This is a genomic window from Pseudoalteromonas sp. SMS1 (assembly GCF_021530565.1).
Classification (GTDB): Bacteria; Pseudomonadota; Gammaproteobacteria; order Enterobacterales; family Alteromonadaceae; genus Pseudoalteromonas.
This window is the reverse complement of the sequence record NZ_JAKGBI010000002.1, coordinates 55,303-73,016: the sequence shown is the minus strand read 5'-3', so window position 1 is coordinate 73,016 and position 17,714 is coordinate 55,303. Positions and strand designations below refer to the sequence as shown.

The following is a 17,714-nucleotide window of genomic DNA, read 5'->3' as shown; positions in this document are numbered from 1 at the left end:
ACTGCATAAAAATTAGTTGCGAGGCAAAATAATTTTTTTGTCTTCGCTTTGGCGATAAAGTACAACGATATGGCCTATCGACTGAACTTTGTGTGCACCAGTTTCACGGACGATAGCATCAAAAATCAGCTGTTTTGTTTCACGATCATTTGTTGGCACTTTAACTTTGATCAATTCATGTATTTCTAAACATTGTTCAATTTCTAGCAACACACCCTCTGTTAGGCCATTTCCACCGAGTAAAACGACTGGTTTAAGGGCATGTGCTAACCCTTTCAGGTGTTGCTTCTGTTTATTTGATAATGTCATATTGGTACAATTTACTAATTAAGGCTTGAATTCTCGACATTCTAACGCCATCTAAAGAAGATTACTAATGAGTTGCAGTGAATATGGCAAATAAAAAGCACTCAGCGAGCTCAAAGCGCTGGTTAAAAGAGCATGTAGACGATCCGTTTGTACATGAGGCCCAAAAAAGGGGGTATCGTTCACGTGCCGTGTTTAAACTAGAGGAAATACAGCAAAGAGATAAACTTATCAGGCCTGGTATGCATGTTGTCGACTTAGGTGCAGCACCTGGAAGTTGGTCTCAGTACTTAGCTGAACAAGTGACGGACAGAGGTGAGGTCATTGCATGTGATATTTTGCCAATGGACTCATTGCCTGGGGTTGCTTTTTTACAAGGCGATTTTCGAGAAGAAAGTGTGCTCCATGCATTATTAGACAGGATTGGTGGTAAAAACATCGACGTGGTATTCTCTGACATGGCGCCTAATATGAGTGGCAACAATGTCATAGATCAGGCTGGTAGTATGTATTTGGTCGAATTGGCTTTGGACATGTGCCATCAAGTATTAAAACCAAATGGTGCGTTTGCGGTGAAGGTGTTTCAGGGTGAAGGCTTTGATCAATTTGTACAGGAAGTACGTAATGCCTTTAAAGTTGTAAAGATCCGTAAACCAAAAGCGTCTCGACCTAGATCACGAGAAGTATATATAGTGGCGACAGGATACAAACTGTAGTACAGTTGAGGTGCATTTAAGATGATTTTAAATAAATTGGATACAAGAGGTTAACCCCTTGAGCGATATGGCGAAGAACTTAATTCTCTGGCTTGTTATAGCAGTAGTGCTTATGACAGTGTTTCAGAGTTTCAATGGTGGCGAGCAATCTGATCGTCAAACAAGTTACACACAGTTTGTAAAAGAAGTCCGTAGTGGCGTGGTCAGAGAAGCAAATATTGACCGCGCGGCTGGTACTATTTCAGGGATTAAGAACAATGGAGAGCGTTTTCAAACAATCATGCCGTTGTATGATGAAGATCTCATAAACGATTTACTCAAAAATGACGTTAACGTGAAAGGTGTTGCACCTGAAGAACAATCATTTTTAGCGAACGTTTTCATCTCTTGGTTCCCAATGCTACTGCTTATTGGTGTTTGGATATTCTTCATGCGTCAAATGCAAGGCGGTGGCGGTAAAGGTGCGATGTCGTTTGGTAAGAGCAAAGCGCGCCTAATGAGCGAAGATCAAGTTAAAACAACTTTTGCAGATGTTGCAGGCTGTGATGAAGCAAAAGAAGATGTAACTGAACTTGTTGATTTCCTTAGAGACCCATCAAAATTCCAAAAATTAGGCGGCAACATTCCTAAAGGTGTGTTAATGGTGGGCCCTCCTGGTACAGGTAAAACTTTACTTGCGAAGGCTGTTGCGGGTGAAGCAAAAGTTCCATTCTTTACGATTTCAGGTTCTGATTTTGTTGAGATGTTTGTGGGTGTAGGTGCTTCTCGTGTAAGAGACATGTTCGAACAAGCTAAAAAAGCAGCACCGTGCATTATCTTCATCGACGAAATTGATGCCGTTGGTCGGAAACGTGGCGCTGGCATGGGTGGCGGTCATGATGAACGTGAGCAAACGCTTAACCAGATGCTAGTAGAAATGGACGGTTTCGAAGGCAACGAGGGGATTATCGTTATCGCGGCAACAAACCGCCCTGACGTATTAGACCCTGCGCTATTGAGACCTGGTCGTTTTGATCGTCAAGTGGTTGTTGGATTACCTGATGTCCGAGGTCGAGAGCAAATTCTGAATGTTCACATGCGCAAGGTACCGCTAGATTCGAACGTCGAAGCGTCACTAATTGCGCGTGGTACGCCTGGGTTTTCTGGTGCAGACTTAGCTAACTTGGTAAACGAAGCTGCCCTATTTGCTGCCCGTGGTAACAAGCGTAAAGTAAGCATGGCAGAGTTTGATGCCGCAAAAGACAAAATCATGATGGGCGCAGAACGCAAATCAATGGTTATGTCTGAGAAAGAAAAAGAGATGACTGCTTATCACGAAGCTGGGCACGCGATTGTGGGCCGTTTGGTACCAGAGCATGATCCAGTGTATAAGGTGTCAATCATTCCGCGAGGTAGAGCGCTGGGTGTAACAATGTACTTACCAGAGCAAGACCGTGTAAGTCACTCAAAAGAGCACTTGGAATCTATGCTATCAAGCTTATATGGTGGTCGAATTGCGGAAGCCATTATTTACGGTGATGAAAAAGTCACGACAGGCGCAAGTAATGACATTGAGCGAGCGACTGACATAGCACGTAAGATGGTAACGCAGTGGGGCTTAAGTCCAGTGCTTGGTCCACAAATGTACATGGAAGAGCAAGGTGAAATGTACATGGGTGGCAGCGGCTCTAGAATGTCTGGTGTTTCAGGAGAAACAGCGAAACTCATTGATGAAGAAATCAAGTCATTTGTAACGCGTAACTATGATCGCGCTGAACAAATTTTGAAAGATAATATGGATATTCTTCACGCGATGAAAGATGCATTAATGAAATATGAAACGATTGATGCAGGACAAATTGATGACCTTATGGAGCGCAAAGAAGTGCGTCCACCAAGAGATGCTCATGACCGTAAGTCTGACAAAGACAATGGTTTAAATGGTGGAGCATCGGTGACTGCGAGCGACGAAAACAGCTCGGATGTGCCGCCACCAAGCAACACAGAGGTTGATGACAAGCCTTAATAAAAGGTAAAATGTCTACGCAGGAATATAGGCCTCGAAAGGTAAACCTTCGAGGCCTTTTTGTATCTTTTATCATACTTTGTATCTATAACCACTTAATATGCACTCTATGTGAGTGATTTTGGTCAATAAACTGGTAGGGGTATTTAAATTATGCTTAGATACAATTAACAGGAAGGCGAATTATGTTTCAACTCTCTTTACCTCGAGGTCGAATTCTTGATCTCCAAAGCCCACAAGTCATGGGTATCGTTAATGCAACTCCAGATTCATTTTCTGATGGTGGTAAGTTCTATAAAAATGATAGCGCTGTCAATCAGGCTTTAACGCTTTTGGAGCAAGGTGCGAGTATACTTGACATCGGTGGTGAATCTACGCGTCCTGGCGCAGCAGATGTTTCTCTTACAGAAGAGCTTGATAGGGTAGTCCCCCTTATAGAGGCAATTAGAGCCAAATCTGACTGTGTTATATCAATAGATACAAGTAAGTCTGAGGTAATGAAACAAGCTATCTTAGCGGGTGCTGACATCATTAATGATGTTCGGGCGCTACAAGAAGATGGATGTTTGGATGTCGCGGCACAGTTTCCAGATGTGCCTGTATGTTTAATGCATATGCAAGGTCAACCCAGGACTATGCAGCTAGACCCTCAGTATGATCATTTAATAAATGATATAAAAACGTTTTTTGAGGCGAGAATTAAAGCATGTCACAGTGCTGGTATTAATCGTTCTCGACTTATCCTAGATCCGGGTTTTGGTTTTGGTAAGTCACTACCCCACAACTTTGAATTGCTCGGAAAATTTAATCAATTTAGTGAACTAGACCTGCCTTTGCTCGCAGGGTTGTCACGTAAATCGATGTTTGGAAACTTATTAAATCGGGATACAAGTGAACGTTTGGCAGCAAGCTTAGCCGGTGCGCTGTTATGCGCGCAAAAAGGTGCGCATATCATACGCGTTCATGATGTAAGAGAAACCAATGATGTGTTGCAGGTTTGGTCTGCAGCAAACCATGGAGTAACTAAATGACAACAAGAAAGTATTTTGGAACAGATGGTGTGAGAGGACTCGTGGGAGAGTTTCCTATTACGCCTGAATTTGCCTTAAAGTTAGGTTGGGCGGCTGGTAAAGTCTTATCTAAATCTGGCACCAAAAAAGTGATTATCGGCAAGGATACCCGTATTTCAGGGTACCTGCTTGAAACGTCTCTCGAGGCTGGTTTAATTGCAGCGGGCATTGACGTCGTTTTACTTGGCCCAATGCCAACCCCTGCAGTTGCATACCTTACTCAAACATTCAGAGCTGAAGCTGGAATTGTGATCAGTGCATCACACAACCCTTATCATGATAACGGCATTAAATTCTTTGCTGGTAATGGTAAAAAGTTGGCGGACAGTGTTGAGTTGGAAATCGAGGCTATGCTCGATGAACCAATGACCTGTGTGCCGTCTGAGCATTTGGGTAAAGCGCGCAGGTTAGACAGTGCGAGTGGTCGCTATATTGAGTTTTGTAAGAGTCAATTCCCTAAAGACCTTTCTTTAGAGGGAATTAAAATTGTACTTGATTGCGCAAACGGGGCGACGTATCACATCGCACCTTCAGTTATGCAGGAACTTGGTGCAGAAGTTATTGCAACAGCGTGTGAACCTGACGGTATGAACATTAACGCAGCGTGTGGTGCAACACATGTCGATGCATTAAAGCGCCAGGTGCTTGAACACAAAGCAGATGTGGGCATTGCCTACGATGGCGATGGTGACCGTGTGATGATGGTTGACCACAATGGACGTGTGTTCGATGGAGATGACATCGTATACATCGCCGCATTACAAGCGAAATTTAATGGTTCTTTGAAAGGTGGTGTCGTCGGTACCGTTATGTCGAATATGGGTTTAGAGAACGCACTCAAAGCGCAAGACATTCCATTTCTAAGAAGTAAAGTGGGTGACCGCTACGTACTCGAGCTATTAACTCAAGAGGGTTGGAATATTGGTGGAGAAAGCTCTGGCCATGTACTGAACCTAGACCTGATCGCAACGGGTGATGGCATCATCTCTAGTCTACAGGTTTTAGCTGCGATGGTTGCTCAAAATAAAACACTGAAAGATCTTGGGGCAGGTTTTACCAAGTACCCAATGAATATGATCAATGTTCGATACGCGAAAGGCACTGATCCGGTTGCGCATGAATCTGTTCAGGCGATGGTCAAACAAGTTGAAGAAGAACTGGATGGCAAAGGTCGCGTATTATTACGTAAATCTGGCACCGAACCTGTTGTGCGCGTCATGGTAGAGGCGGAACAAGAAAAGCAGGTCATGGATTTTTCGCAAAAAATTGCTGAAGTTGTTGAATCAGTGAGCAATTAAACCAAAAAATTAAATTTTTTCTTGTAACTTTGGACGAGGGACGTTAGTATCTCGTCCGCTTTCTAACGCGGAGTATCGAATGTTTAGTAGAAAGCCAATGGTCGCTGGCAACTGGAAAATGAACGGTTCATTAGAGCTAGTTCAGAATATTGCCAAGGCAGTTAATCACATCGACAATAACGATGTTGAAGTAGTTGTTATTCCGCCGACTGCACTTTTAAGCAACGTGGTTGCTTCTGGCGTAACCGCTGGTGTGCAGACTGTTTCAGAGCATCCGCTTGGCGCGTATACTGGAGAAGTTCAGGCTTCACTAGTAAAGGCATTAGGCGCGACTTATACACTTGTAGGTCACTCTGAAAGAAGAAGTATTTATGGTGAGTCTAATGAAGATGTCGCCGGTAAGTTTGAGCAAGCCCAACTTGATAAGTTGATCCCTATCTTATGTGTAGGCGAAACAGAATCAGAACGAGAGCATGGTCAAACTGAGAATGTTGTTTCAGCTCAATTAAAAGCTGTAATCGACAAATTAGGTGTAGCATCACTTAGTGAGTCTGTGATAGCATACGAGCCTGTTTGGGCTATAGGAACTGGTAAAACAGCCTCTCCTGAGCAAGCACAAGCAGTACACAAGTTTATAAGAGATTTGGTTTCAAGTTACGATGTTCAAATCTCTGAATCGCTGCAAATCTTGTATGGTGGCAGCGTGAATGAAAGTAATAGTGAATTATTGTTCGCACAAGCAGATATAGATGGTGGTTTAATCGGCGGAGCAAGCCTAAAGCCAGAAGCCTTTAAGATTATCTGTGAGAGTGCAAAAGGATAAGTAAATGTACGAGATTCTTTTGGTTGTCTATTTAGTTGTTGCATTAGCATTGATCGGTATGATCCTAATCCAACAAGGTAAAGGTGCCGATATGGGATCGTCTTTCGGTGCAGGTGCGTCTGCAACGGTTTTCGGTTCATCAGGTGCTGGCAACTTTATGACTAAAACTACAACAGTACTAGCAACGGTATTTTTCGTGCTAAGTATTGCGTTAGGTAACCTAACAGCGGGTCAAATTAAACAAACAGATCAGTGGGAAAATCTAGAAGCGCCAGCGGCGACGACAGTACCAGCTGGAACTGATGTGCCTGCTACAGAAGAGAATTCTGACGTACCAAACTAACAAATTTGCGAATGTGGTGGAATTGGTAGACACGCCATCTTGAGGGGGTGGTGAGCTATGCTCGTGGGGGTTCAAGTCCCCCCATTCGCACCAAATAAGAAAGCCCGATGAATTTTAAAATTCATCGGGTTTTTTATTTCCCAATAAGGGATATGATTACTCATCTTGATAGCCTCTTCTTTGACTGAGCCAACCGCTGCTAAAGCAGTATATTTTTGTTTACTTTCACAATGCGCTAGATTATCTAAATAGCCAAGGATTTTGGTTTTTTATCTCTGTTCAGGGAGTATTTTGTGATTTTAATGTGTTCTTTAGGTATTAATTGAGTAATAAATTTGTGTATGAAAATATTTATGAAATTTTTATTTCAATTCATATGCGAAATATCTATAATGGCCTTCCAGAGGAAAGAGATGCGTAATGCGCATCTTTTTTTATGCCTGTTTTAGCAAGGCATAAGTTTCAACCTTCCTCAGGTTGAATTTACACACGGCGATTCCTTTGGAGAAAATATGAGAACAGTTTTACCACGCGTTGGTCTATCTGCACTAAGTGCTGCTATTTTGTCGGCAGTAAGCTTCCCTTCCTTTGCAGCTGATGAAGCACAAGCAAAAAAGAACACTTTTGAAAAAATCGAAGTGACGGCTCGTAAACGTACTGAGAGTCTGTTCGAAACACCAACAGCGATCACATCTATTGGTGCTGATGCCATTGAAAAAGGCAACATGAGCAACTTAGATGACATAGGTAAATTTGTTCCAAACTTAAATATTACTCGATATGGCGTGGGTAATGCAGCGCATGCCTCGGTGTTCATTCGTGGTATTGGCTTACAAGATCATATTATTACGACTGACCCTGGTGTGGGTGTATATGTTGATGGCGTATACCTTGGGCGCCAAATGGGCTCTAATTTATCCTTGCCAAACATTGAACGTGTTGAGGTGTTACGTGGGCCACAAGGGACGCTATACGGCCGTAATACGTTAGGTGGTGCAGTCAATATCATTACCAAAAAGCCTGGCGCCGAAGATATTGTTCGCGTTGAGTCAAAAGTAGGCTCTCGTGGCCGAGTTGGGGCTGATATTTACACTAACCAAACAATTAGCGATGAATGGAGCTTTACAGCGAACGCTTCTTATAAGGAGCGTGAGGGGGTAGGGCATGCGATCAATCTTGAAGCACCAGAAAAAGAAATCGGTGAAGAGCAAGAAATGAGTGGCCGCTTTGCGATTAAATGGCAGCCAAACAGCGATTTCAGTCTGAATGTTGCCGTTGATGCCGTGGATAATGAGTCAGGACAATCTCCTTATACGATTGAGTTAACAGGTGGTTTAGATCCAAATGACCCAAATAATGGTGACTTTCCTCTGTTAAATGAAAGCTTACTACCTAAAAATCCTGATGATCTAGGTACGACGGTAGCAGGCATTGAGAGCACTGATTATTCTGGGTGGGGTGCATCAATCATCGCTGATTGGCAGATTAATGATACTTATACCGCTAAATTCATCACCAGCAAGCGTGGTTCAGATTACACTGGTGGACTAGATGACGATGCTTCACCTTTGCATTTATCTGAATTCCCAGAAGAAGGTGGGGCAGATCAGGTATCTGTAGAATTCCAGTTAAATGGTACATTTGACTCTTGGGACTTTGTATCAGGTCTTTACTACTTCAATGAAGATGGATTCACCGAATCTAAACCTTATGTCTTCAGTCCATTCAGCACGCCTGAGAACACTGGTAGATTTCGTATCGACCAAGAAACGGATTCATATGCGGCCTATTTTAACGCGAGCTTTGATATTACTGAAAAGCTAAGTTTGGGTGGTGGTTTACGTTACTCAGAAGATAAGAAAGATGCATTCGCTGATTTTGGGTACTTTACAAAGGGCGCTAAGGCAGAATTTGATGAGGTGACTTGGGATGTCAACGCTGCATACCAATTAAACGCTGATATGAACGTCTATGCACAAATCCAAAAAGGGTATCAAAGTGGTGGTTTCCCACCTCGTCCTTTCGGTGGTGCGGACGCATTTGTTTCGTTTGATGAAACCAAAGCATTAAATTACGAAGTCGGTTTCAAAGGTCAGGTACATGACAGAGTGTCCATGATGTTGGCATTGTTTGTCACAGACTACACCGACTTAGCATTACCATTTAACGATCCTTCAAATGGTTTTAATACTTACATCGAAAACGCCGGTGAGTCTCGAGCACAAGGTATTGAACTGGAAACGACTGTTGCGGTCACGGATGATTTCAGTATCCGTAGCTCAGTGGGTTACTTAGACTCAGAAATTACTCATGTTGATGAAGGCGTACAAGGTATTACAGTAGGAAATGCGCCTGCATTAACACCTCGTTGGACTGTTATGGTTGCACCATCTTACTTTATTGATATGGCGTCTGGCGCGACAGTTGCTGTCAATGCAAGTTACTCGTACCGCTCTGACATGCAAGGTCAATCAGTGAATAACCCTAACGAGTTCATTGAATCTCGTGAGCTGTTTGGGTTCAACATCTCATACACAAACAGTGAAGGTGATACAGAAGTTACGCTATATGGCGAAAATATCTTTAACGAAGTTTATGATGTGGGCCGTTTGCAGCAATCTGGTTTCGTTGGTGTCATGCGCAGTAACGACAGAAGCGAGTTTGGTATTAAGTTCAGAAAAGACTTCTGGTTAGACTAAGTCGCTAAATAGGCCGGTGATTACCGGCCTTTTTTGTGGTCAGAATTTTCGCGATCGGAGAGATAAATTAAAGAACTCTCTGGATAGCGCATGACAGGTGACAAAGATTCCCCTAAACTCTTCGTAACATCAAGATTAATATGAAATTTGCATGCAGTTTATAGTTCACACCCTATCTAGGATCACCGATGGGATAACCGCAATGACTATCTCGACGAAGGGAATTGTCATTGAGGGGAAACATGGAAAGAAACTATATACGTGGCAAATGCAGTTGCAGCCTCCTCGTATCCTGGAGGGTAAAATCACACCTAAATTGCAAATATGGATGCCAGAGGGCCGGATTAAGGTGCGTATAAGGCAAGGCGATCGAGCGATCGCGCAATTTGAGTTGCAAAAACTTTGGCTCAATGCCCATATCACCAAACTCAGAAACAGTATCGCTAAGTTAGAGTCACTGTTAGAACGGCGCTATTTATCTCATGCTTTATTAAAAACGGCAAAGGGTATGGCTCAGGAACTGGCGGGCCATTGGTTAACTTGGCCTTTAGATCAACGGCTGGAAGCTTACTTAGCGCAATCTCGCTATACCCTCGAAGAGGTGCATACGTGGCAGCCTCAAGATATTGAAGACTTTCGTGAGGCCTTCATTGCGAAACAGCTGCTCGACTATGAAACTTTTTTTGACGGTGTTGCAGGTCAACCGCTTACCGTTGCACAGCGACGTGCATGCGTTGTTGTGGATGAAAGGCAGTTGCTGCTGGCTGGAGCCGGGACCGGTAAGACCAGTGTAATGATTGCAAAAGCAGGGTACTTGAGCGCCGCTGGAATTGCAGAAGCATCGCAAATATTGATGTTGGCCTATGGCAAAGAGGCTGCCAACGAAATGCAATCAAGGTTGCGACAGGCAAATCTATCAGTTGAATGCAGGACCTTTCATAGTCTTGGTATTCATATTTTGACTGTTGTAGAAGGGAAGACACCTAAACTGTCTCAATTGAGCAACGATGAACGCCAAAGGCGCCAATTTATCCTCGAGACGCTTCAGTCTTTGTGCCAAGACAGGACGTTTAATCGCAATTTATTAGATCTTCTAAAGCGTAACTTTAAAGCAGATAAAGACAGTGCTGATATTGATTTTTCTTCGCCCAATATGTCTCGGTTGGTCAAACAATTTAGCGAATTGATAGGCATGTTTAAGCAATCGCGTAGCTTGGGGAGCTTACAACAGGTCGAAGCCGAGTTTGAACATTATTTGGCGGTATTTAGGCCGGTTCTGAGTGAATATCAGTTGTATCTTAATAATGAGCAGGCGATAGATTACGAGGACATGATCAGTTGTGCAACTAAGTATGTTAAAAACAGCAAGTTTGAAAGTAGTTGGGTGCATATTTTAGTGGATGAATTCCAAGATATCTCGCCTGCCAGGGCTGAGCTGGTGAGGGCTATTTTAGCACAGCATCGGCGGAGCCATTTATTTGCCGTTGGAGATGATTGGCAGTCCATCTATCGGTTCAGTGGTGCCGATTTGTCATTAACCACCCATTTCTCACAGCATTTTGGTCCATCTACGGTTATGCAGTTAGATAAAACCTTTCGTTATCCTCAAGATCTGTTAAATTTGGCCAGTAACTTTGTCTGTCAAAATCCGCAGCAAATTGTTAAGCAGGTTCGGGCGCAAGTGGTCTCTGATGTTCCCTCATTAGTGATAGAAGCTCAAAATCAAGATGACGCATTACACACGAAGCTATCAGAATTAGAAATGTTCGCGCCATCAAACAGCTCGGTTATGATTTTGGCTCGTTATCACAAACAGTTGCCGCCCCAGGGACAATTAACCCAACTGGCTTCGCGTTTTAACAGTCTAACTATTCGTGCGATGACATTTCATGCTGCAAAGGGCAAAGAAGCTGATTACACAATTCTCATTGGGCTAGATACAAGTGTACCATCCAATCAAAACACAGATAGCATCATTGAAGCCTTCTTAGCGCCACTTGAGGCGTTTCCCCATGCTGAAGAGCGGCGTTTATTCTATGTGGCTCTGACGAGGGCGAAGAAGCAAACATATATACTTTCTCCTCAACAGCCTAGCCGTTTTATTACTGAAATCGCAGAGCTTATGTAAATAGACAAGCGATAGCGTATTTGGCACCCCACGAGGTATTAAACACCTATATACAGCAATATTTATGAATATGCATTTACCTGAATTCTATCTAAATGAATTCATAGTCGTCTTAGAATTAAATACTCCCTCAGCTTTACATACGTTGTTCGTGTTTTCTAAGTTTAAATAACTTTATTCGAAACTTAGACTATACATTAGATTGGGGCTTTTAAATGGCGTGATAATTAAAAATGGTTGGAAGGATACTTATTGTAGAGTCGACCTAGTTGTTTTAAACATGATGTATCGTGGTGGTGGCTCTACAGCTCCTACGATACCATCCTTAATCTTTCTTTCAATGTATTTTAAAAAGGGGGAGTTGGTATGATTGGGGCGCGATTTAATTAATTTGCTTACGCATTTTAAATGTAACTTATTAAAAATATGGTTTTAAACGTTTATAGCCTTTAGCTGATCAAGCCCTCTAAAAGAAGGCTTGAAGCTGCTTACTATTTAGTGGCAATCGTGCGAATAAATTTCACATGCATTGCCATTTCCACGCTGTGTCCAGCAGATACCATCTGAATTACAAACAATCTCGCTGACTGCCGCACCACCCACTCTTGGTGTAGCTTCAACAGGTAATGAGTTTTTATCTGCGGTTAATTTCTTAATGCTTTTTTTACTTAGTTTTAAGTTCATCATAAATATCCTTCTATTTAAATATAGGCAAACTTCACCACTACTTAATGCCATTGCCTTCGCTTGTCTACAAGTTAAGACGAAGAGTCTTATCTTGAATTTTATTCTTATTAATTTATTAATAGCATAAATTTTAAACAAATAACAAGAGGGATTTTAACTCGATGTATATGCTATTTTACTATAAGGAGCTTAATTGAGAGAAGTTATCGGTATATCTGGAGGTTGTTTTATTAATAAGTTAAATATCGGATTGAATAATACATGTATTGGTGGGATAGGTATTGGTTATTCAAAAATGAGAACACGCCAGCTTCATTGATAGAATGCTGGCGTGCGCAGTATTAATTAAAAGTTGAGCGACACTTTGCCATACACAAAGCGCCCGTCAGTGTTGTAAGCTGAAAACGCGGAGTATGGGAATATTTGGTTGAAATTACTAAAGCCTATATTACCGACGGTATCCTGTGGGTACTGGTCAAATAAGTTGTTGGCACCTGCAGCAAAACGCCATTGATCATTAATATGATAGGCAACTTCTAGATCTGTAATCCATTTTGAATCAAGCACCTCATCTTTTTCTACCGAGCTTGATGAGTCCGCCGTTTCACCATATCGCGTTGCTTTTAAAATAACGGTCCAATCTTTATGCTGCCATGTTGCAACTAAGTTTAATTTATCCTGAGGTGTACCATCTTCAAAACGGGCGATTTCACGGCGCGCAAAATATTGGTATTGGTTACCTAACTCAGCGAGCTCAGTCGGGTTGTCTTTTACATGAGTGACTTCAGTATCATTGATATTCAATGCGGCACTGAGGGCTATAGTGCCATATAACTCTAGATCAAAGTTGTAGGTAGCAACGATATCTACACCTTGAGTTCGAGAGTCTATTGCGTTTGTAAAATAACGAACACGTTGTACATTGTGTTCTCCTGCTGTCACCAAAATGTGTTCTACGGCATCGCCACTTAGGTTTTCAGACATGACGATGCGGTCATCAATGTCAATCCGATAAGCATCTAGCGTAAGGCTAAAGTCACCCGTGTTATAAATGAAACCTGCTGTGATATTAACCGATTCTTCAGCTTCTAGAGGACGCGCACCAAGCGCTTCAGCGGCGGCTGTATCAACTGGAAATAGGCCAACTTCATTAGGTACGCCATTTTCAAAAACGGTTGCAATAGATTTATAGGAAGACTGTGCTAATGACGGTGCTCTAAACCCTGTGCTGAGTGCGCCACGAAAAGAGAGCTCATCGTTCACGGTGTAGCGGCTCGCAAATTTGCCAGTGAGGGTGGAACCGAAGTCACTATAATCCTCAAGGCGTGCTGCTAACACGATATTCCAATCTGAGTTGATATATGTATCAAACTCGGTAAATACGGCGATGTTATTGCGAGATTCGTCAACGGCACTGGCGGGAGAAAAGCCTGCTAATACTTGTGCACCACCGGCTGCAATGGGGACGCCTTGTGCATCTAACATGGTCAAGTAGGATGCTTCTTCTCCTGCCTTTATTTGGTATGACTCATGGCGGTATTCAGCGCCGATAGTAATATAGACTTCTTCGTATAAACCAAAGTCGAAACTATTTTTGGCATCAACATTGAATGTGAGTTGATCGTAAACTAGTGCGCCATTTTCAAACTCTGTGGGGCTGTCGACGCCCATCGACGTATTCAAGCTATTTGTCACGCCGAAGTTAAACTCATTGCGGCCGAAGTTTGCGCTATTATCAATGTCCCAGTCCGAAATTCGAGTCGTTAGACCAATAGCAACTGCAAAGTCTTCTACTTCTGTTGTGATTTGTGGCAAGAAGCCATCAGGGTAAATAGCGGTCAGATTTCGGCCATCTTTTGGGCGTCGGAAAAAGCCCCCAGAATTACCTTCACGTTCAGAGTAACTACCAAATGAATAAAGCGTTGTATCTTCGTTTAAATCGTAGCCAGCATTGTAGAAAAAGGCGAAATCCTCGATGTCGGCTTTACCAAATCTGTGATTATATCTCTGCGCATCAAATTCTCGCGGGTCTAGGTTGCCATTATCATCACGCGCGTATTGCTCTCGTGGGTCAAAGCCTGAGCGATTAGAAGGCGCTTTATTTCGTGTTTCTGCCGAAAGATGAATGAAACCAGCCTCGCCAAGAGGTAAACCGATATTGCCACTAATAGTGCTGGTATTACCATCACTGATGGTGCGGTCTTCGCCTAATTCAAAAGCAAGCTCGCCACTGTCATTTTGAGATACGCCTGCAAGCTGCTTGGCACCAGCCATTTGAGTATCATACTTACCATAAGTAAAACTCAATGAGCCACCTTCATCTGCGTCTTTCAGTACGATGTTAATGACGCCAGCAATCGCATCAGAGCCATATTGTGCCGCAGCGCCATCTCTAAGCACTTCAATACGTTTAATGGCAGCTGTCGGGATCATGTTTAAATCAACAGCTGAAGAGCCTCGTCCAACCGTGCCATTGAGGTTCAATAGAGCACTGGAGTGACGGCGTTTTCCGTTGATTAGAACCAAAGTGTGATCCGGTGCCAAACCTCTTAATACAGCTGGACGCGCATGATCTGTTCCATCTGCAAGTTGTGAATTTGGAAAGTTAAAGCTGGGTACCAAAGTGGTTAGAACTTGGCTCAACTCTAGTTGACCAGAGCTGTTGATCTCGTCAAGGCTGATAATGTCTACTGGCACCGTACTTTCGGCAATACTGCGCAGGCTTCTTCTTGTACCTGTTACTTCAATGACCTCAGGCTTTAATTCTGGTTCAGAGTCTGTTGATTCTTGAGCTTGAAGTGTAAATACAGGTGTTGAGGCGAGTATCAGGCTAACTGATGCTGCCACAAAGTTCGGTTTCAACATTATTTATCCTAGCGAGTTGATTTCAAAATGATGTTTAGTCAGTGGTTAGATTGAGACTAAATACTTATAGGGATGCGGATAGTAATAAGTAATTTATGCGTCGTTAAATTCAATTTCGTTATAGATTATAACTTCTAACCTCTGGCTATTTTGTTGGAAAAGGTACGCTACCAAATGGTTTCAAATCATTAATAAATTTAAATATATTTGGTCTAGATGGCGTTGGTTTTAACATTCATTAATTGGCGTTAGTTTGGGAATAAGGTATTTATTATGGTGATAAAAGTAAGGGTCATGTCTTTGGCGTCTCAAGCGCAAGTTTAAAATCACTTTTATATCGTCGAGACAAGTTCACTTCTGCGCCTGACTTTAGCGTAATAACGCCATCCCCGCTGGATACAAATCGAACAGACTTAATTTTGTGATTGTTAACGGCGAATCTGCGGTGTACGCGAGTCACCTGTGCAGTGGCTAATTGATTACTAAGGCTGCTTAATGTTTCACGTAGCGGGTAAATCCGACCGTTACTGTGCAAGTTGACGTAATTTCCAGAAGCTTCATACCACTCTATTTCGGAGACTTTGATAACATGTTCCTCCCCCTGCTTTTTGACTAAAAACTGAGTGGGAGGTTGATGTGACGTAGCCGGGCTTTGTTCATAGGCTGGAGTTGGTTCAAGTACCCACCTTGCACTATGGAAAATAAAGAATATGAATAAGTACGACAGTACATCTTTTCGGTATTCGTACCAAAACTCTTGATAATAGTTGCCAAAATCATAGTTTCCCTGCATCGACATATATGCCAAGTGGCGCAGCCCCACCATAAGTAGGACGTGACATGAAGAAAATAACAACGATGAGACAATGTGGATCATCACTTGCTGCAGAGGGGGCGTTGTTTTAATTGGGTAGCGCTGAAATATGACAACTAACATTGGGATAAGTACAAGCAGTGAAAGTGCACTTGTGTACTCCCATACAAAGGGTTCCCATAGCTGTGTCGTCGATATGCCTTTACGGTTGTGTTCGGTCCAAGTAGATAAAGCATTCACCGTGTTGTTGATAAATATGTATATCGTAGCGGCAATGTACCCACACAGTGTCGTATGTTGTTGTATTGTTTTTTCTAACCACATTACAGTTCGTCCCTTATTCCCACCTCTTATCACTATATTCATGAATTTCAATAGCATGGGTGGTTAACTGAGTTTACTACATAAACACAATAAAAAAATAACATGCTAGGAGTGACTATGACAAATTCGCAGTTTGCGCGCCAATGGGACTTAGATTGGCTACGGGTTTTGGTGTTCGGTATACTCATTTTGTATCACGTCGGCATGTATTATGTGGCAGACTGGAGCTGGCACATAAAAAGCCCATACACGTCAGAGTTACTACAAAACTTCATGCTGCTTAGTAATCAATGGCGTATGTCATTGTTATTTTTCATTTCCGGGGTTGTCTTAGCTTTTTGTCACCAAAGAATGGGCACTAGGCAGCTAGTCAAGGCGAAAACTCTACGCCTATTTGTGCCATTACTCTTTGGTATGTATGTGTTGGTGGCACCGCAAATGTACATTGAGCTGTTAGATAAAGGGCAAATCTCGATGTCTTTTTTTGATTTTTGGCTTGCTTACATCAATCCCAATACATCTTTGTTGGCGCAATATCAATCAGAAATAGGGTTATTGACTTGGAATCATCTCTGGTTTTTAGCCTATCTTTGGGTTTATTGCTTGGTGCTGCTATTCGGGGTACGAGTAGTCCCCATGGGAGCGTTCTTGACGATACTTGAAGCTAGATGTTCTGCCGTAATGGCATTGGGGGTGGCAATTATCACCTTGTTTGTGGTTTGGATGACGCTAAAACATGCATATCCTTCAACTCATGGGCTTTTCGATGATTGGTATAATCATGGCAAGTTTTTTTCAGTGTTTCTGATGGGGTATCTCTTTGCATTGTTGAGACATCTAAAAGTGAGTGTTGTAAAAAATCGACACAAACTGATGTTTGTTGCACTCATAGGCTATACGCTTATTTTATTGGACAAGTATGAGTATTTGTATTTCTTGTCTCAACATTTCGAGACCAATATCTGGGTGAAAAGTTTTTATGGCATGATTGTGAGTATAAACCACTGGGCCTGGATTTTGGCATTAATCGGTTATTGCGCGACTTATTTGACGCGTCCAAGTCCGTCCTTACGCTACGCGACAACGGCGATTTTACCATGGTATATGCTGCATCAAACATTAATTATTGTGTGTGCTTATTGGCTAAAACCATTCGAGATCGCCCCGAGTATTGAAAGCATCATCATCACTGCATTGACTGTACTTGGGTGCATGATAGGGTTTGAGTTGATTAAACGTATTAAGGTATTGTGTATCCTATTTGGTGTATCTAAGCAAGATAAAGCCGATATAGGAAAGTCCACGTGTCAGACAGTTTCATAACGTGTGGCGCCAGTTTAAACTGGCGCCACTAATACAACTAGAGACTCTTAATCTTTTTGTCTACCTGATAGCCTTCATCGGTGACAATTTTTTCTAAAACCGCAATTCTTTCTTTAAGCTGTTCGATTTCAGTTTTTAGCTGTTCACTTTCTTGTTTGTTTAATCCACTCATCTTTTTAGCTTGTAAGTACTTACTATACAAGTCTCTTATCACACCAAAACCAACGCTTACAAGTACGATTAAAAATACCATCGTCGTGCCCGACATACATATATCTCCTTAAGCCTATCTACTCTAATCATAGTTGATAAT

General features: G+C 42.4%; 14 protein-coding genes and 1 tRNA gene. 10 read left to right on the top strand and 5 right to left on the bottom strand.

Annotation, left to right across the window (positions count from 1 at the left end; all coding sequences use genetic code 11):
• Window positions 1-12: 12 nt before the first annotated feature.
• Window positions 13-309, bottom strand: coding sequence for a ribosome assembly RNA-binding protein YhbY (yhbY, locus tag L1286_RS02070; RefSeq protein WP_235405271.1), 297 nt, complete (start codon window positions 307-309; stop codon window positions 13-15).
• 83 nt (window positions 310-392) lie between these two features.
• Here yhbY and rlmE point away from each other — a divergent pair, with 83 nt between their 5' ends.
• The 9 genes from rlmE (at window position 393) to L1286_RS02025 (ending at window position 11,388) form a co-directional block, all read left to right on the top strand.
• Entirely contained in the window at window positions 393-1,022 is a 630-nt protein-coding gene (gene rlmE / locus L1286_RS02065) for a 23S rRNA (uridine(2552)-2'-O)-methyltransferase RlmE (protein WP_235405270.1), read from the top strand.
• Window positions 1,023-1,089: 67 nt separating this feature from the next.
• Window positions 1,090-3,027, top strand: a complete 1,938-nt coding sequence (gene ftsH / locus L1286_RS02060) for an ATP-dependent zinc metalloprotease FtsH (protein WP_235405269.1) — start codon at window positions 1,090-1,092, stop codon at window positions 3,025-3,027.
• Between the two features lie 185 nt (window positions 3,028-3,212).
• Window positions 3,213-4,058 (top strand): dihydropteroate synthase, encoded by an 846-nt coding sequence (folP, locus tag L1286_RS02055; protein WP_235405268.1) that lies wholly within the window; start codon window positions 3,213-3,215, stop codon window positions 4,056-4,058.
• Window positions 4,055-5,395, top strand: a complete 1,341-nt coding sequence (glmM, locus tag L1286_RS02050) for a phosphoglucosamine mutase (RefSeq protein WP_235405267.1) — start codon at window positions 4,055-4,057, stop codon at window positions 5,393-5,395. Before folP ends, glmM begins: the two co-directional genes overlap by 4 nt.
• A gap of 79 nt (window positions 5,396-5,474) precedes the next feature.
• Window positions 5,475-6,218 carry a triose-phosphate isomerase gene (gene tpiA, locus L1286_RS02045; protein WP_235405266.1) on the top strand — a complete coding sequence of 248 codons (744 nt, stop codon included), beginning with the start codon at window positions 5,475-5,477 and terminating at the stop codon, window positions 6,216-6,218.
• A 4-nt stretch (window positions 6,219-6,222) separates the two neighbouring features.
• Window positions 6,223-6,561 (top strand): preprotein translocase subunit SecG, encoded by a 339-nt coding sequence (secG, locus tag L1286_RS02040; RefSeq protein ID WP_235405265.1) that lies wholly within the window; start codon window positions 6,223-6,225, stop codon window positions 6,559-6,561.
• Window positions 6,562-6,568: 7 nt separating this feature from the next.
• Window positions 6,569-6,654 (top strand) — tRNA-Leu (locus L1286_RS02035).
• Window positions 6,655-7,073: 419 nt separating this feature from the next.
• Window positions 7,074-9,260 carry a TonB-dependent receptor gene (locus tag L1286_RS02030; protein WP_235405264.1) on the top strand — a complete coding sequence of 729 codons (2,187 nt, stop codon included), beginning with the start codon at window positions 7,074-7,076 and terminating at the stop codon, window positions 9,258-9,260.
• A gap of 151 nt (window positions 9,261-9,411) precedes the next feature.
• Window positions 9,412-11,388 (top strand): UvrD-helicase domain-containing protein, encoded by a 1,977-nt coding sequence (locus L1286_RS02025; protein ID WP_235405263.1) that lies wholly within the window; start codon window positions 9,412-9,414, stop codon window positions 11,386-11,388.
• Between the two features lie 495 nt (window positions 11,389-11,883).
• Here the strand turns inward: L1286_RS02025 and L1286_RS02020 are convergent, their stop codons facing one another.
• The 3 genes from L1286_RS02020 to L1286_RS02010 all read right to left on the bottom strand — a co-directional run bounded on the left by L1286_RS02020 (window position 11,884) and on the right by L1286_RS02010 (window position 16,078).
• The gene (locus L1286_RS02020) at window positions 11,884-12,075 is read right to left on the bottom strand and encodes a hypothetical protein (RefSeq protein WP_235405262.1); all 192 of its coding nucleotides are present in this window, start codon (window positions 12,073-12,075) and stop codon (window positions 11,884-11,886) included.
• A gap of 345 nt (window positions 12,076-12,420) precedes the next feature.
• A complete protein-coding gene (locus L1286_RS02015; protein WP_235405261.1) occupies window positions 12,421-14,940 on the bottom strand; it encodes a TonB-dependent receptor plug domain-containing protein in 2,520 nt (839 codons plus the stop codon).
• A 292-nt stretch (window positions 14,941-15,232) separates the two neighbouring features.
• Entirely contained in the window at window positions 15,233-16,078 is an 846-nt protein-coding gene (locus tag L1286_RS02010) for a LytR/AlgR family response regulator transcription factor (protein WP_235405260.1), read from the bottom strand.
• A 117-nt stretch (window positions 16,079-16,195) separates the two neighbouring features.
• Here L1286_RS02010 and L1286_RS02005 point away from each other — a divergent pair, with 117 nt between their 5' ends.
• Window positions 16,196-17,401 (top strand): acyltransferase family protein, encoded by a 1,206-nt coding sequence (locus tag L1286_RS02005; protein WP_235405259.1) that lies wholly within the window; start codon window positions 16,196-16,198, stop codon window positions 17,399-17,401.
• Window positions 17,402-17,438: 37 nt separating this feature from the next.
• On the opposite strand, the gene L1286_RS02000 is transcribed toward L1286_RS02005, so the two are convergent.
• Window positions 17,439-17,669, bottom strand: a complete 231-nt coding sequence (locus tag L1286_RS02000; RefSeq protein ID WP_235405258.1) for a hypothetical protein — start codon at window positions 17,667-17,669, stop codon at window positions 17,439-17,441.
• Between the last annotated feature and the right edge of the window lie 45 nt (window positions 17,670-17,714).

Bases quoted from the DNA above. Each gene is read 5' to 3' on its own strand.
- yhbY (WP_235405271.1), bottom strand. From the start codon at position 309: ATGACATTATCAAATAAACAGAAGCAACACCTGAAAGGGTTAGCACAT.
- rlmE (WP_235405270.1), top strand. From the start codon at position 393: ATGGCAAATAAAAAGCACTCAGCGAGCTCAAAGCGCTGGTTAAAAGAG.
- ftsH (WP_235405269.1), top strand. From the start codon at position 1,090: ATGGCGAAGAACTTAATTCTCTGGCTTGTTATAGCAGTAGTGCTTATG.
- folP (WP_235405268.1), top strand. From the start codon at position 3,213: ATGTTTCAACTCTCTTTACCTCGAGGTCGAATTCTTGATCTCCAAAGC.
- glmM (WP_235405267.1), top strand. From the start codon at position 4,055: ATGACAACAAGAAAGTATTTTGGAACAGATGGTGTGAGAGGACTCGTG.
- tpiA (WP_235405266.1), top strand. From the start codon at position 5,475: ATGTTTAGTAGAAAGCCAATGGTCGCTGGCAACTGGAAAATGAACGGT.
- secG (WP_235405265.1), top strand. From the start codon at position 6,223: ATGTACGAGATTCTTTTGGTTGTCTATTTAGTTGTTGCATTAGCATTG.
- L1286_RS02030 (WP_235405264.1), top strand. From the start codon at position 7,074: ATGAGAACAGTTTTACCACGCGTTGGTCTATCTGCACTAAGTGCTGCT.
- L1286_RS02025 (WP_235405263.1), top strand. From the start codon at position 9,412: ATGCAGTTTATAGTTCACACCCTATCTAGGATCACCGATGGGATAACC.
- L1286_RS02020 (WP_235405262.1), bottom strand. From the start codon at position 12,075: ATGATGAACTTAAAACTAAGTAAAAAAAGCATTAAGAAATTAACCGCA.
- L1286_RS02015 (WP_235405261.1), bottom strand. From the start codon at position 14,940: ATGTTGAAACCGAACTTTGTGGCAGCATCAGTTAGCCTGATACTCGCC.
- L1286_RS02010 (WP_235405260.1), bottom strand. From the start codon at position 16,078: ATGTGGTTAGAAAAAACAATACAACAACATACGACACTGTGTGGGTAC.
- L1286_RS02005 (WP_235405259.1), top strand. From the start codon at position 16,196: ATGACAAATTCGCAGTTTGCGCGCCAATGGGACTTAGATTGGCTACGG.
- L1286_RS02000 (WP_235405258.1), bottom strand. From the start codon at position 17,669: ATGTCGGGCACGACGATGGTATTTTTAATCGTACTTGTAAGCGTTGGT.